The sequence below is a fragment of the Pseudoxanthomonas daejeonensis genome (genome assembly GCF_010093205.1).
Taxonomy (GTDB): domain Bacteria; phylum Pseudomonadota; class Gammaproteobacteria; order Xanthomonadales; family Xanthomonadaceae; genus Pseudoxanthomonas; species Pseudoxanthomonas daejeonensis.
In genome coordinates this window covers 31,761-44,975 of sequence record NZ_PDWN01000005.1, presented here as the reverse complement: position 1 = coordinate 44,975, position 13,215 = coordinate 31,761, and the positions used below count along the sequence as shown (strand labels likewise).

General features: G+C 68.6%; 13 protein-coding genes. 9 read left to right on the top strand and 4 right to left on the bottom strand.

What is annotated here, in order from left to right:
• Positions 1 to 16: 16 nt before the first annotated feature.
• Together CSC65_RS06345 and hemP are read left to right on the top strand one after the other, a co-directional pair.
• Positions 17 to 991, top strand: coding sequence for an aldo/keto reductase (locus tag CSC65_RS06345; RefSeq protein WP_162409586.1), 975 nt, complete (start codon positions 17 to 19; stop codon positions 989 to 991).
• A gap of 71 nt (positions 992 to 1,062) precedes the next feature.
• The gene (gene hemP, locus CSC65_RS16320) at positions 1,063 to 1,254 is read left to right on the top strand and encodes a hemin uptake protein HemP (RefSeq protein ID WP_162409584.1); all 192 of its coding nucleotides are present in this window, start codon (positions 1,063 to 1,065) and stop codon (positions 1,252 to 1,254) included.
• A 527-nt stretch (positions 1,255 to 1,781) separates the two neighbouring features.
• Here the strand turns inward: hemP and CSC65_RS06335 are convergent.
• The 3 genes from CSC65_RS06335 to CSC65_RS06325 are packed head-to-tail and all read right to left on the bottom strand — an operon-like array spanning position 1,782 to position 4,266.
• Positions 1,782 to 2,867, bottom strand: coding sequence for a PDZ domain-containing protein (locus CSC65_RS06335; protein WP_162409582.1), 1,086 nt, complete (start codon positions 2,865 to 2,867; stop codon positions 1,782 to 1,784).
• 36 nt (positions 2,868 to 2,903) lie between these two features.
• Positions 2,904 to 3,608, bottom strand: a complete 705-nt coding sequence (locus tag CSC65_RS06330; protein WP_162409580.1) for a hypothetical protein — start codon at positions 3,606 to 3,608, stop codon at positions 2,904 to 2,906.
• A complete protein-coding gene (locus CSC65_RS06325) occupies positions 3,601 to 4,266 on the bottom strand; it encodes an RNA polymerase sigma factor (protein WP_162409578.1) in 666 nt (221 codons plus the stop codon). The genes CSC65_RS06330 and CSC65_RS06325 overlap by 8 nt, the downstream gene beginning before the upstream one ends.
• 146 nt (positions 4,267 to 4,412) lie before the next feature.
• On the opposite strand from CSC65_RS06325, the gene CSC65_RS06320 reads away from it, so the two are divergent.
• From CSC65_RS06320 to CSC65_RS16370, 5 genes are all read left to right on the top strand, one after another.
• Positions 4,413 to 5,378 (top strand): SPFH domain-containing protein, encoded by a 966-nt coding sequence (locus CSC65_RS06320; protein ID WP_162409576.1) that lies wholly within the window; start codon positions 4,413 to 4,415, stop codon positions 5,376 to 5,378.
• 3 nt (positions 5,379 to 5,381) lie between these two features.
• Positions 5,382 to 5,813, top strand: a complete 432-nt coding sequence (locus CSC65_RS06315; RefSeq protein WP_162409574.1) for an NfeD family protein — start codon at positions 5,382 to 5,384, stop codon at positions 5,811 to 5,813.
• Between the two features lie 150 nt (positions 5,814 to 5,963).
• A complete protein-coding gene (gcvT, locus tag CSC65_RS06310; RefSeq protein WP_162409572.1) occupies positions 5,964 to 7,070 on the top strand; it encodes a glycine cleavage system aminomethyltransferase GcvT in 1,107 nt (368 codons plus the stop codon).
• A 102-nt stretch (positions 7,071 to 7,172) separates the two neighbouring features.
• Positions 7,173 to 7,568 (top strand): glycine cleavage system protein GcvH, encoded by a 396-nt coding sequence (gene gcvH / locus CSC65_RS06305; RefSeq protein ID WP_162409570.1) that lies wholly within the window; start codon positions 7,173 to 7,175, stop codon positions 7,566 to 7,568.
• An 874-nt stretch (positions 7,569 to 8,442) separates the two neighbouring features.
• Positions 8,443 to 8,955: a histone gene (locus CSC65_RS16370; RefSeq protein WP_162409568.1), complete on the top strand. Its 513-nt coding sequence runs from the start codon at positions 8,443 to 8,445 to the stop codon at positions 8,953 to 8,955.
• 189 nt (positions 8,956 to 9,144) lie between these two features.
• Here CSC65_RS16370 and CSC65_RS06295 read toward each other — a convergent pair whose 3' ends face one another.
• Positions 9,145 to 10,467: a serine hydrolase domain-containing protein gene (locus CSC65_RS06295; protein WP_238390302.1), complete on the bottom strand. Its 1,323-nt coding sequence runs from the start codon at positions 10,465 to 10,467 to the stop codon at positions 9,145 to 9,147.
• A gap of 150 nt (positions 10,468 to 10,617) precedes the next feature.
• Here CSC65_RS06295 and CSC65_RS06290 point away from each other — a divergent pair, with 150 nt between their 5' ends.
• Positions 10,618 to 11,220, top strand: coding sequence for a LemA family protein (locus CSC65_RS06290; protein ID WP_162409564.1), 603 nt, complete (start codon positions 10,618 to 10,620; stop codon positions 11,218 to 11,220).
• Between the two features lie 55 nt (positions 11,221 to 11,275).
• Complete coding sequence (locus CSC65_RS06285; protein ID WP_162409562.1) at positions 11,276 to 13,180, top strand: M48 family metallopeptidase; 1,905 nt, start codon at positions 11,276 to 11,278, stop codon at positions 13,178 to 13,180.
• Positions 13,181 to 13,215: the final 35 nt, after the last annotated feature.

The window sequence follows — 13,215 nt, the reverse complement described above, 5'->3', positions numbered from 1 at the left end:
CGCGGGAGATCCCCCAATGCAATATCGCCGCCTCGGCGCTTCCGGCCTGCAGCTGTCCGCGCTCTCGTTCGGCGCCTGGATGACCTTCGGCCGCCAGGTCGGGCGTGGCCAGGCGCGCGAACTGATCGCGGCGGCCTGGGACCACGGGATCACCTTCTTCGACAATGCGGAGGCCTACGCCAACGGCGAGGCCGAGCGGGTGATGGGCGATGTCATCGCCGACCTTCGCCTGCCGCGCGACGGCTACTGCGTCTCGAGCAAGGTGTTCTTCGGTTCGGTGGACGAGCCCCGGCCCACCCAGCGTGGGCTGTCGCGCAAGCATGTGATCGAGGCCTGCCATGGCGCACTGAAGCGCCTGAGGGTCGAACACCTTGACCTTTATTACTGCCATCGGCCCGATCCGGATACGCCGGTCGAAGAGACCGTCGCCGCGATGGATCTGCTCGTCCGGCAGGGCAAGGTCCTGTACTGGGGCACGTCGGAGTGGCCGGAGGCGCTGATCCGCGAGGCGGCGCGCTTCGCCCGCAGCCACCACCTGGCGGCTCCGACGGTGGAGCAGCCGCAGTACAACCTGCTGCATCGCGAACGGGTGGAACTGGAATACGCGCCCCTTTACTCGGAGCTGGGCCTGGGGACGACGATCTGGTCGCCGCTGGCCTCGGGTCTGCTCACGGGCAAGTACGCCAGCGGCGTGGAGCGCGACGGCAGGCTGGCTCAGGCCGACGCGGGCTGGCTGCAACGACTGGTGGTCGGCCACAGCGAGGAGCGGAGGATCGAGCGCGCGCAGCGCTTCGTCGAGGTCGCCGCCGGACTTGGCGAAAAGCCCGCACCGCTGGCGATCGCCTGGTGCCTGCGCAACCCGCACGTGAGCAGCGTGATCCTGGGCGCCAGCAGCATCGCGCAGCTGCTCCAGAACCTTTCAGCGCTGGAAATCGCCAAGCGATACGACGAGCCGGTCTGGCAGCAGCTCGAGGTCGCGGCCGCTCTCTGAGTCGCTTGACATGTTAATGAGAACAATTATCATTAACAGGGTTCCCGTGCCCTTACCGTTGGAGCCCGACCATGAATGTGCACCGCCTGACCCTGACGCACGTCCAACCTGCACGCACACCCGCTCCGGCGCCGCTCGCCGATGAAGTGGCTCTGGGCAGCGAGCAGCTTCTCAATGGCCGCCGCGAGATCCTGATCCGTCACGGCGACAAGCTGTACCGGCTGCGCCATACCAGCAACGACAAGCTGATCCTGACCAAGTAGCCGTCGCGCCGCTTTCGGCCCTCGCCATCGTGCGGCGGCTTGGCCCTCGACGCTGAAGCACCATGCAAGGCGCCGGCACGCCTCGCTTTTTCCTGGACGACCGCTTCCGTTTGCCGGAGGCCAGCTCATCGCTTTCCTTTCTCTTGAGCCTGGTTGCCGACCGATGATCCGCACCGCACCGCCGGCTGCTGCCATCTGCGCTGCGCTCGCCACCGCATCTCTCTCCGTGCCTGCTCAGGCGGGGGAGATCGTGCGCGAACAGGTCAGCTACTGGTCGCGTTGCGCGCCCGCCGGAGCTGCCGCCGCGCGTGCACCTGAAGACCAGGGTCGACGGCATGGCGATGATCGCGTTGCTGTTCATGCAGACCGGCGAGGAAGAAGGAGAGTGGGCCGACGCGAAGATCGATGAGGTCTTCGCCAAGTCGGTGGCACCGGTGCGCCGAATCGAAAAAATTCCCCCGCGTCCTGCGGGGGAGGGGGAAGGCCGGTGGGTTCCGGCGCGTATTCGGATTTGCGGGATGCCACGTTCAGAGCGGGACAGCCCTCGCCGCTGCCTGGGGTGTCGGTAGCGGTGGTGCCCTCACCGCCGGCACTGGCGGTGCCGGGCGCTCGGGCGGCACGGGAATGAAATCCAGCGAGCGTATGCGCTCGGGCACCGTGATCTGCACTTCGCGCACGCTGCGGTCGCGCATGACCGTCACCTTGGCCTGTTCGCCGGGCTTCCTTGCGGTCATCGCCTGCATTGCTTCGCGCGGGCTGGCGACGGCCTTGCCTTCGATCTTGTGGATCACGTCGCCGGCCTGCAGGCCGGGCAGGGCGCCCTGCGAGAGCACCAGCACGCCGCGTTCGGTGCCGAAGTAGCGGCCAAGCTGCGGCTCCAGGGCGAGCAGGTTCAGTCCGTCCCAGCGCAATGCCTCGGCCAGGAGCGGGGCCGTGCAGCCGTCGCCCAGGCAGGAGCCGGGTCGCGACAGCCGAATCACTTCGCCCCGCAGCTGCGGCCCCAGGTCCTTGAGCCTGGCCAGGTCGGCGCTGTCGATCACGGTGGTGACCGGATCGTCACCGCCATCGCGCGAGATCGTGCGCGCAAAGACCAGGGACTGCGTCGCGGCCGGAGTCACGTCCGCGTCGTGCTGCTTGCCATCGCGCTGGTACGACACCCGTACCGGCTTGCCCTGCTCCAGCACGGCCAAGGCCGCACGTGCGTCGGCAACCCGCGCCTCGCCGGAGGCACCATGGATGGCCTTGCCGCGGATCCGCAGCAGCCGGTCACCGGTCTTCAGTCCCGCCTTGTCGGCGCCACCCCCGGGCGTGACCCCGGCAATGCGCACGCCGGCCTGCTCATCGATGCCCAGCAGCACGCCCAGGCGCGGCTTGCCGTTCTCGCCGAGCCGGGAGTCGATATGGATGGACTCGATGCGGTTGGCATCCACGCCCGTTTGGGCGGACAGCTCGGCAACGCGGCGCGCCGCCGACTGGAGGTCGGTACGTGCCTGCTCCAGTTGCTTCTGCTGGTCGGCCTTGTCCTGCGCGTGCGCCGGCAAGGCAAGGCCACAGGCCAGCGACAGGGCCAATATCGCATTGCGTGGCAGGGGGAGGGGATTGGCGTGGCTCATGGCATCGTCTCGGATGTTCAATGGAAAGGGCGCATCTCAATAGACCTGGACCAGGGCGTAGTCGGCGGCCGGACCGCCATAGAGGGCGTTCCAGCGCTGCTCGGCGGCGACGCCGGCCAGTTCGCGCAGGGTCTCCACGCGTTGTTTCCACAGGTCGACAAGGGCGGGCTCGTCGAGCGGGGCACCGGATAGCGCGGCATCGATGTAGCTGACCTGCGTGCGCAGGGAGATCGTCAACGCCAGCCGTGCGCCGTCGCCCGATCCGGCGTCGTCGGACAGTTCGGTCAGCAATGCTTCCAGGCGTGCGGACTCGGCATGCAGTTCCTCCAGCGCGACGCCGGGTGCCCGCGCGGTGGAAGGACCCGGAGGCGGGGGCGCTGGTGAAGCGGTGCCGGATACGCGCGGTCCGGTGCCATCGACGATTGCTGTCGTGGTGGCGTTGCCGGCCGCGCTGGTGGGCAGGGATGGCGCATCGGCGCTGGCCACGACCGGCGCATCCGTCGCAGTGGAGGGAGCGGGCTGGCGCATGAACACCAGCACCGGCAATGCGGCCAGGCACGCGATCGCCGCGGCGATCGCCCAGGGCAGCGCACGGCGCCGGCGCGTCGACGCAATGACGTGCTGCGTGGCGAACCGCTGCCAGCCATCGGCCGGCGGCGCTTCCAGCGGCAGCGCTGCGAACGCATCGTGCCAGTCGGCCGGCGCGAGGGAGCGGGCGGGAATCGGTGTGCGATCAGACATGGGGGGCCTCCTCGACCTGCAGCAGCGCACGCAGGCGGCGCGTGCCGCGCGCCAGCTGCGACTTCGAAAAACTGGGCGTGCGCTGCATCAGTTCGGCGATCTCTTCGTGGGTATAGCCTTCGGCGTGGTACAGCCAGAGCACGCTGCGGGTGGCGGCTGGCAGGCCCAGCAGCGCGCGTTGGAGCAGGGCGGCGTCGGCGGCCGCGGGTGGTGGCGGCGCGCCGTCCTCCAGGTCGTGCCCGTCGATCGGCAGGATGTCCTCCATCCGCCGACCGCGGCGCAACCGCAGCAGCGCTTCGTTGATCGCGATCTGGCGCAGCCAGCCCCAGAACGGCCCGCTGCCCCGGTACTCGCCGATCCGGCGCAGCAGCTTGAGCATGGTTTCCTGCAGCGCTTCGCCGGCCTCCTCGCGGTCGCCGCACAGGCGCAGGGCGAGGGTGAACACCGGGCGCTCGAACCAGCGGTAGATCTGCTCGAACGCGGCGGAGTCGCCGCGCCGCGCACGCTCCAGCAGCGTGTCGGGCACTTCGATCGCGAAGCCCGAGCGCGGCGCCGTCTCGTCCGCGCGCAGGTCGGCCGCGGCCAGCGCTGGAGCGAGCGCAAGGCAGCCGGCTGGCGAGAGCAGGTGGACGCTATCGGGGGCGGGTGGGGCGGTCATATCCGGTGTGGATGCCCATGGCGGCGAAAGCGTCGCACTCCTTTTCAACCGATTGCGACCGCGCCCCGGCCGGCCGGTTCCCGCCCGCGTGCATTGCCTATACTGGGTCCACATGGGATGGCCACGAACGGCCAAGGAGGAAGGGGATGTTTTCTTCGGGTTTCCTGGCGGTAGTACTGCTGGTGGCCGGCGTGATCGTGCTGTTCAAGACCGTGCGGATGGTGCCGCAGGGCTACGAATGGACGGTGGAGCGTTTCGGCAAGTACACCCATACCCTCGATCCGGGCCTGCACTTCCTGATCCCGATCATCTACGGCGTCGGCCGCAAGGTGAACATGATGGAGCAGGTGCTGGACGTGCCCAGCCAGGAAGTCATCACCAAGGACAACGCGGTGGTCCGCGTGGACGGCGTGGTGTTCTTCCAGGTGCTGGATGCCGCCAAGGCGGCCTATGAGGTCGCCACCCTGGAAGTGGCGATGATCGCGCTGGTCCAGACCAACATCCGCACCGTGATCGGTTCGATGGACCTGGACGAATCGCTGTCCAATCGCGAGCGCATCAACGCCCAGCTGCTCAACGTGGTCGACCACGCCACCAATCCCTGGGGCATCAAGGTCACCCGTATCGAAATCCGCGACATCCAGCCGCCGCGCGACCTTGTCGACTCGATGGCCCGGCAGATGAAGGCCGAGCGCGACCGCCGCGCGGTGATCCTGGAGGCCGAAGGCCATCGCTCGTCGGAGATCCTGCGAGCGGAGGGCGACAAGCAGGCGGCGATCCTGCAGGCCGAAGGCCAGAAGGAAGCCGCGTTCCGCGAAGCCGAGGCCCGCGAGCGCCTGGCCGAGGCCGAGGCCAAGGCGACCCAGATGGTGTCGGAGGCGATCGCCAACGGCAACGTGCAGGCGATCAACTACTTCATCGCCCAGAAGTACGTGGAGGCGTTCAAGGAGTTGGCCACCGCGCCGAACCAGAAGTTCGTGCTGATGCCGATGGAGGCCACCGGCGTGATCGGCTCGATCGCCGGCATCGCCGAACTCGCACGCGAGGCGCTGTCCGACCAGCAGCAGAAAGGCACCGGGCAACGCATGCCGCCGCCGCGGCCGGGGGGCTGAGCCATGCGCGTGGACGTGATCGGCTGGGCGGCGCTGGGGTTGCTGCTGATTGCCGCTGAGACGCTGGCGCCGGGTGCCTTCATGTTGTGGATGGGCTTCGCGGCCATTGCCGTGTTCCTGGCCGTGCTGGTGGTGCCGGGCATCCCGGTCCTGGCACAGGTGGCCGCATTCGTCGTGCTCAGCTTCGTCTCGATCCAGATCTACCGGAAGTGGTTCCGCAAGGCCGCCCGCGAGAGCGACCAGCCGCTGCTGAACCGCCGCGCCCAGCAGAACATCGGCCTGGTCGCGCCATTGGACCAGGCGATCGTCGCGGGGCGCGGCCGGATCAAGCTCGGCGATGCCTTCTGGACGGTCGAAGGTCCGGACCTGCCCGCAGGAACCCCGGTACGGGTGGTCGCGGTCGACGGAATGATGCTGAAGGTGCAGGAAGCCTGAAGCCCGCGAGTGGCGGGTCTGGCAGGGAGGGCGGTGCGGCGACGCATCGCCCTCTTCCTTTATAGAGAGGCTGCCATGGTCCCGGGCGCGGCGACAGTTCCAGAAGAAGGAGTCTGGGATAATGCCGGTCTTCCTTTCCGCGAGACCGCCATGACCCGCAAGACCGTCCTCAACGACACCCACCGTGCGCTCGGCGCCAAGATGGTCGACTTCGGCGGCTGGGACATGCCGATCCACTATGGCTCGCAGCTCGACGAACACCACCTGGTCCGCGGCGACGCCGGCATGTTCGACGTCAGCCACATGACCGTGGTCGACCTGCGCGGCGCCCGGGTGCGCGAATTCCTGCGCCACCTGTTGGCCAACTCGGTCGACAAGCTCAAGGTGCCGGGCAAGGCGCTGTACTCCTGCATGCTCGACGAACGCGGCGGGGTGATCGACGACCTGATCACCTATTACATGGACGAATCCTTCTTCCGCCTGGTGGTCAACGCCGCCACCCGCGACAAGGACCTGGCGTGGATCGGGAGGCAGGCGGCCGCGTTCGGCGTCGAGGTGACCGAGCGCCCCGACTTCGCCCTGATCGCGGTGCAGGGTCCGCAGGCGCGCGGGAAGGTGATCGGGCTGCTGCGCGAGTCCGACCGCGTGGCCGCCGGCAAGCTCGGCCGCTTCGCCGCGCTGGAGGTGCAGGCCGCCGCCGGCGTGCCGCTGTACCTGGCGCGCACCGGGTACACCGGCGAGGACGGCTTCGAGATCGTGCTGCCGGAAGCTGAGGCGGTCGCGTTCTGGAACGCGCTGCTGGAAGCCGGGGTGAAGCCGGCGGGCCTGGGCGCGCGCGACACGCTTCGCCTGGAAGCGGGCATGAACCTCTATGGCCAGGACATGGACGAGACCACCACGCCCTGGGAGTCGGGCCTGGCGTGGACGGTGTCGCTGGACGACGGCCGCGACTTCATCGGGCGCGGCGTGCTCGAGGCGCAGAAGGCCGCGGGGACCCCGCGCCAGTTGCTCGGCCTGGTCATGGACGAGAAGGGCGTGCTCCGTCACGGGCAGAAGGTGCTCACCGCGCAGGGCGAGGGCGAGATCCTGTCCGGCACCTTCTCGCCGACGCTGGGCAAGGCGATCGCGTTCGCGCGCGTCCCGGCCGGCGAGCCGGGCCCGGTTCGCGTCGACATCCGCGGGCGCGAGGTACCGGTGCGCGTGGTGAAGTTCCCGTTCGTGCGCGATGGCCAGGCGCAGCCCGGCGTGCTCGGCTGACCGGGGCGGCCGGCGCGCTTTGCGCCGGCCGGTTCCTGCACGGCGGAGTCCTCCGCTAAACTAGCCCCTCCTTCCAGACCGACGCGTGACCGGAGCATTCCCATGAGCGAGATCCCCGGAGACCTCAAGTTCCTCAAGTCCCACGAATGGGCGCGCGTCGAAGGCAACGGCCGCATCACCGTGGGTATTTCCGACCACGCCCAGGGCCTGCTCGGCGACCTGGTCTACGTCGAGCTGCCCAACGTCGGCGACAGCGTCGAAGGCGGCAGTGCAGTCGCGGTGGTGGAGTCGGTCAAGGCCGCCTCGGACGTCTACAGCCCGGTCAGCGGCCGGATCGTGGAAGTGAACGCGGCACTGGCCGACAAGCCGGAAACCATCAACGAGGACGCCTACGGCGAGGGCTGGCTGTTCGTGGTCGAGGGTGGCGATGCCGACCAGTTGGCCGAGCTGCTCTCCCCGGACGACTACGCCGAACTGATCGAGGGCGAGGACGACTGAGTCCCGTCGCTCCCGCCGGATACAGGAAGAACGCCCGCCCGCCAGCGGGCGTTTTCTTTTTGCCCGTCTCATCGACGCGGGTGGCAACTCGGCTCGATGGCGCCCGAGGACGCCGCGGCATGGGCCGGTTCCGTCGCGCCATGCGCGCGGCGCCGCGTCGATGGACGCCAGGAAGTACATCCCCCGATGCTGCCGTCGGAGTCCGTGGACGACGTGTGCAGGCATCGCGAAAGCGTCGCCAACGTCGTCGCCGGGCTTGCGCAGTTCTGCGCAAATCGGCTTGTGCGACGCGAAACGGGAACGCCCCGAGCAAATTTTTTTTGGGCATCGGAAACGCCTCGTCGAGGTCGCTCCACCTTGCTCGGTGGTTATGGTCGTGCGACGCCGGGAACACCTTCGCGCGAATGCACGATTGGAAAACGACTTGTTTTACGCATTGGTTTGAATTGCATCCGGCGACGGTGCGCTTTGGCGGTCCGGCGCGCAGGCGAGCGACGGCAGGATCCGCCGCCGCGGCAGGGACGACTGCCCGGAAAAAAAATGCGGGCGGGTGTTGACAGTTAAAAAAACCGTGATTAGGTTTCGCCCCAGCAGACGCTGCCTGCCGAAGCGAGTGAGTCGAATCAACACCACAACGCGAAGCACAACTCGGGCGACCACCAGGAACCTTCAGTCGGTGGAGCAGGCCCGCTTCCCTCCAAGAAATGCAGCGAACCCCCGATCTACCGCCCGCGCCGAGGTAACGCGCGGGTCTTCCCGTATCCGTATCGACGTGCGTATCGCGCCGACGGACTCCCCCCGGCGGTCGCCGCCGCGGGTTTTCGCGACTGGGCGTTGCGTTACCAATCCGTAGTTCACTGACGAGGAGCCACCCATGGCAACGAAGAAAGCTGCTGCTAAGAAGAAACCGGCCGCCAAGAAAGCGGTCAAGAAGGTAGCCAAGAAGGCCGCCGCCAAGAAGACCGTAAAGAAGGTCGCCAAGAAGGCCGCCCCGAAGAAGGCCGCCAAGAAGGTTGCCAAGAAGAAGGTCGCCAAGAAGGCCGTGAAGAAGGTCGCCAAGAAGGCTTCCGCCAAGAAGGCCGTGAAGAAGGTTGCCAAGAAGGCCGCCAAGAAGAAGGTCGCCAAGAAGGTCGCCAAGAAGGCTGTCAAGAAGACCGCCAAGAAGGCTGCCAAGAAGACCGCCAAGAAGACCGCCAAGAAGGCTGTGAAGAAGGTCGCCAAGAAGGCTGCCAAGAAGACCGCCAAGAAGGCTGCCAAGAAGGTCGCCAAGAAGCCGGCCAAGAAGGTCGCAAAGAAGGCCGCCGCCAAGAAGCCGGCCAAGAAGAAGGTCGCCAAGAAGAAGTCGGCCCCGGTCGCGCTCCCGGCTACGCCGGCTCCGCTGATCTGATCCAAACCCGATTGCCGTACCGAATGACTCCCTCCCCGATGCCCAGCGGGGGGGGAGTTTTTTTATGGGCGCGCATCGGCCAGCGTCCAGCGACGCACCCACGCACGCACGCCGCAGCGGCAGGGCCGATGCCTGGCAGGCGGTCAGGAGTTCTTGAAGAGGGCGCGAGGCATAACCCCGCGCGAGCGGTCAGTGCGGCGCCGCCACCGAGGTCGAGGACGAGGTGCCCTGCGCGGGTGCGGCCGGCGGCGTGGCGCCGTCGGCCATCAGGTTGTCGGCGCCGAAGTCGGTATCCACGTCCAGCCAGCGTTCGGCCGGCAGGCCGATGGCGCGGTCGATGATCGTCGGCAACAGTCCGGTGGGTAGCGAGCTTTCGCTGTTCCAGAGGATGGCGATGCCCAGGTCGCGGCCGGGCAGCAGCGCGGTCAGCCCGCGATACCCCTGTACCGCGCCGGCATGGAACACCACTTCCTCGCCGGCGTAGTCGAATACGCGCCAGCCCAGGGCGTAGCTCGCGGCATGCACGCGATCGCGGCGCCAGCCCGAGCGCATTTCGCCCGGCGTCGACACCACGGGTGCGTGCAGCGTGGCCAGCAGGGGCGCCGGCAGCACGTCCGGACGATGGCCGGTGTGGGCGAGCAGCCACTGCGCCATGTCGCTGATGCTGGCGTTGACGCCGGCGGCCGGCGGCAGGCGGTAGTAGGTCGGCTTGGGGCTGATCGAAACCCAGCCATTGCGGCTGCGCACGTGCGGCCGCGCCCAGCTCGGGCTCGATTCGATGCCGGCCAGGCCCAGGCTGGCGTCGTTCATGCCCAGCGGCACGAGCAGGCGACGCTGCACGGCCTGCTCGTAGAAGTTGCCGGAGGCGGCGAAGACCACGTCGCCGACCAGGCTGAAGGCCACGTTCTGGTAGGCATAGCACTGGCCGGGCGCGCAGGTCAGCGACGCCGACCCGAGCTTCTGCGCCACCTGGTAGTACTCGGCGTTGCCTTCGATGTCGCGGTCGAAGGCGTTGTGCGCCTTCAGGCCCACCCGGTGGCTGAGCAGGTCGGCCACGGTCACCTGCTGCGTGTAGCCGGCATCGGACAGGTGGAAGCCCGGCACGTAGTCGGCGACCTTGCTGTCCCAGCGCAGGCTGCCGTCATTGACCAGCAGGCCGGCCATCGTCCCGGCGAACGCCTTGGACAGCGAAGCCAGGCGGAACACGGTGTGCGAGTCCACCGACTGCGGACGGGTGACATCGGTGACGCCGTAGCCGCGCACGCTGAGGATGCGGCCGTTCTGCACGATCGCCATCGCCATGCCGGGCACGCGCTGGCCCTGGACCAGCTGTTCGGCGAGCGCCTCGAAGCGGGCGACATCGAAGCCGTCGGCGACGGGCTGCACGTCAACGTCGGCGTAGGTGCGGTAGGGCAATGGCTGGGTCGGCGGCGGCAGCGACATCGGCGACAGGGTCGGTGTCTGCGCGGTCGAGGGCAGCGCCATCGCCAGCAGCAGGGCCAGCGAGCCCATGCTGACCGTGCCGAGCGTCAGCGGTCGGATTCTCCGGGGCCCGATGTTTGGCCGGACACGCGCGTCTTTCATTGTTTTGATGCCTGTAAGCTACCGCTGCGGCCGATTCTAGCGCCGGATTTCGTGTGTGCACAAACCAGGAGAAGATGAATGGGCAGTTTGTTGATCCTGTTGGTGTTTTTGGCCCTGATCGTGGGCGCGGCGCTGTGGGCGGTGGGCATCTACAACGGGCTGGTGACCAGCCGCAATGGCTGGAAGAACGCGTTCGCCCAGATCGACGTGCAGCTGCAGCGGCGTTTCGACCTGATCCCCAACCTGGTGGAGACCGCCAAGGCCTACATGGGCCACGAGCGGGAAACGCTGGAGGCGGTGATCGCGGCGCGCTCGGTGGCCCAGTCCGGCCTGGCCGCGGCCAAGGCCCATCCGGGCGACGAGGCGGCGATGGCGCAGCTGGCGACCAGCCAGGGCCAGCTCAACGGCGTGCTGGGGCGGCTGATGGCGGTGGCCGAGGCCTATCCGGACCTGAAGGCCAACCAGAACATGATGCAGCTCAGCGAAGAACTGTCGTCCACCGAGAACCGGGTGGCGTTCGCGCGGCAGGCCTACAACGACGCGGTGATGGGCTACAACAACAAGCGCGAGACGTTCCCGTCCAGCGTGGTCGCCGGCATGTTCAACTTCGCGCACGCCGCGATGCTCGACATCCCGGCCGACAAGGCGGAGGTACGCGAGGCGCCGAAGGTCCAGTTCTGAGCCGGCCCGGCCTGGCGGCGATGATCATGCGATCGACGACGGAGAGCGGCGGGCGATGAACTTCTTCGAGCATCAGGCTGCGGCGCGCCGCGGCTCGGGGCGGCTGGTGCTGCTGTTCGTGCTGGCGGTGGCGGGCATCGTCCTGGCGGTGGACCTGGCCACGCTGCTGTTCACCGGCAGCTGGGGCGCGACGGCGGCGGCGACGGTGGGCACCCTGCTGGTGATCGCGCTGGGCTCGCTGTACCGGATCGCCTCGTTGCGCGGCGGCGGGGCGGTGGTGGCCGCGCAGATGGGCGGCACCTTCGTTCCGGAAGATACCCGCGATCCCTCGCTGCGGCGGTTGCGCAACGTGGTCGAGGAGATCGCCATCGCCTCCGGCGTGCCGGTACCCAGGTTGTTCGTGATGGAGCAGGAGGCCGGGATCAACGCGTTCGCCGCCGGCTACAGTCCGTCGGACGCAGCCATCGCGGTGACCCGCGGCGCCCTGGACCGGCTCAACCGCGATGAGTTGCAGGGGGTGATCGCGCACGAGTTCGCCCACGTGCTCAACGGCGACATGCGCCTGAACATCCGCCTGATCGGCCTGTTGTTCGGGATCCTGATGCTGAGCCTGATCGGCCAGCGCATCCTCATCTACGGTCGCCTGGGGCGCAGCCGCGAAGGCACGCCGGTCCTGGTCGCCGCGCTGGTGGCGATGGCGGTGGGCGCGATCGGCGTGTTCTTCGGGCGGATGATCAAGGCCGGGGTCAGCCGCCAGCGCGAACTGCTGGCCGATGCTTCGGCGGTGCAGTTCACCCGGCAGACGCGCGGGCTGGCCGGCGCGCTGAAGAAGATCGGCGGACTGGACGCGGGCTCGAAGCTGCAGGACAAGGCCGATGCGGAGGAAGTGAGCCACATGCTGTTCGGCCCGGGGGCGGCGCTGTCGGGCCTGTTCGCCACGCATCCGCCGCTGGTCGAGCGCATCCGCCGGCTGGAGCCGACCTTCGACGCGCGCCAGCTGCAGCAACTGGAAGCGCGCTGGCGGACGACGCCGCCCGATGGCCTGGCCGAGGATGTCGCGCTGGGATTCGCCGCACGCGATGCAGGCGGAACCGGAGGCCCGCCACCACTGCCGCCGGCCGACGCGCAGGTGCTGGTCACGCCGCCGATGGTCGCCCGCCAGGTGGCCGCACCGGCGGAGGACGACTACCGCCGCGCGCACGACCTGGTCGAGGGCCTGGGCGAAGAACTGCGCGCGCTGGCGCGCCAGCGCGATGCGGTGATGCCGCTGCTGGTGGGCCTGTTGCTGGATCCCGACGCGGCGGTGGCATCGCGCCAGCGCAGCGAGGTGGTCGCGCGCTGCGGCGAGCCGATGGCGCAGCAGGCATTCGAGCTGCGTCGCCTGCATCTGGAGGGGCTGCATCCGGCGCTGCGCCTGCCGCTCGCGTCGCTGGCGTTCCCGGTACTGCGCCAGCGCCCGCGACCGGAGCTGGAAACCTTCCTCGACACCATCGATGCGATGGTCCACACCGATGGTCGCGTGTCGGTGTTCGAATACTGCCTTTCGTGCCTGGTCCAGGTGCAGGTGCGCGAAGCGCTGGATCCGTCGCGCCACGCCCGCTTCGGCCGCAACAAGGCCACCGGCGTGCGCCAGGAGTTCGCCACGCTGCTCGCGGTTCTCGCCCAGGCTGGTCATCCCGACGCACCGATGCAGGCGCAGCGCGCCTACCTGGCGGGCCTGCAGCGCGTGCTGCCGCGCGACCACCTGCCGTACGCGCCGCCGGCCGAAGGCGTTCAGGCGCTGGACGCGGTGTGGGCGCCACTGGACGCGCTCGTGCCGGCCGCCAAGGAAATGCTGGTCGAAGCGCTGGTCGATGCGGTCTCCAGCGACCAGCGGGTCAGCGTGGCCGAAGCGGAGCTGTTGCGGACCGTCTGCGCTGTCCTGCATTGCCCGCTGCCGGCGTTGCTTGAGCGAGGCTGAGCATTTCCGCCGCACCGCTGCATTCCGGGGAACGA

Bases quoted from the DNA above. Each gene is read 5' to 3' on its own strand.
- CSC65_RS06345 (WP_162409586.1), top strand. From the start codon at position 17: ATGCAATATCGCCGCCTCGGCGCTTCCGGCCTGCAGCTGTCCGCGCTC.
- hemP (WP_162409584.1), top strand. From the start codon at position 1,063: ATGAATGTGCACCGCCTGACCCTGACGCACGTCCAACCTGCACGCACA.
- CSC65_RS06335 (WP_162409582.1), bottom strand. From the start codon at position 2,867: ATGAGCCACGCCAATCCCCTCCCCCTGCCACGCAATGCGATATTGGCC.
- CSC65_RS06330 (WP_162409580.1), bottom strand. From the start codon at position 3,608: ATGTCTGATCGCACACCGATTCCCGCCCGCTCCCTCGCGCCGGCCGAC.
- CSC65_RS06325 (WP_162409578.1), bottom strand. From the start codon at position 4,266: ATGACCGCCCCACCCGCCCCCGATAGCGTCCACCTGCTCTCGCCAGCC.
- CSC65_RS06320 (WP_162409576.1), top strand. From the start codon at position 4,413: ATGTTTTCTTCGGGTTTCCTGGCGGTAGTACTGCTGGTGGCCGGCGTG.
- CSC65_RS06315 (WP_162409574.1), top strand. From the start codon at position 5,382: ATGCGCGTGGACGTGATCGGCTGGGCGGCGCTGGGGTTGCTGCTGATT.
- gcvT (WP_162409572.1), top strand. From the start codon at position 5,964: ATGACCCGCAAGACCGTCCTCAACGACACCCACCGTGCGCTCGGCGCC.
- gcvH (WP_162409570.1), top strand. From the start codon at position 7,173: ATGAGCGAGATCCCCGGAGACCTCAAGTTCCTCAAGTCCCACGAATGG.
- CSC65_RS16370 (WP_162409568.1), top strand. From the start codon at position 8,443: ATGGCAACGAAGAAAGCTGCTGCTAAGAAGAAACCGGCCGCCAAGAAA.
- CSC65_RS06295 (WP_238390302.1), bottom strand. From the start codon at position 10,467: ATGGGCTCGCTGGCCCTGCTGCTGGCGATGGCGCTGCCCTCGACCGCG.
- CSC65_RS06290 (WP_162409564.1), top strand. From the start codon at position 10,618: ATGGGCAGTTTGTTGATCCTGTTGGTGTTTTTGGCCCTGATCGTGGGC.
- CSC65_RS06285 (WP_162409562.1), top strand. From the start codon at position 11,276: ATGAACTTCTTCGAGCATCAGGCTGCGGCGCGCCGCGGCTCGGGGCGG.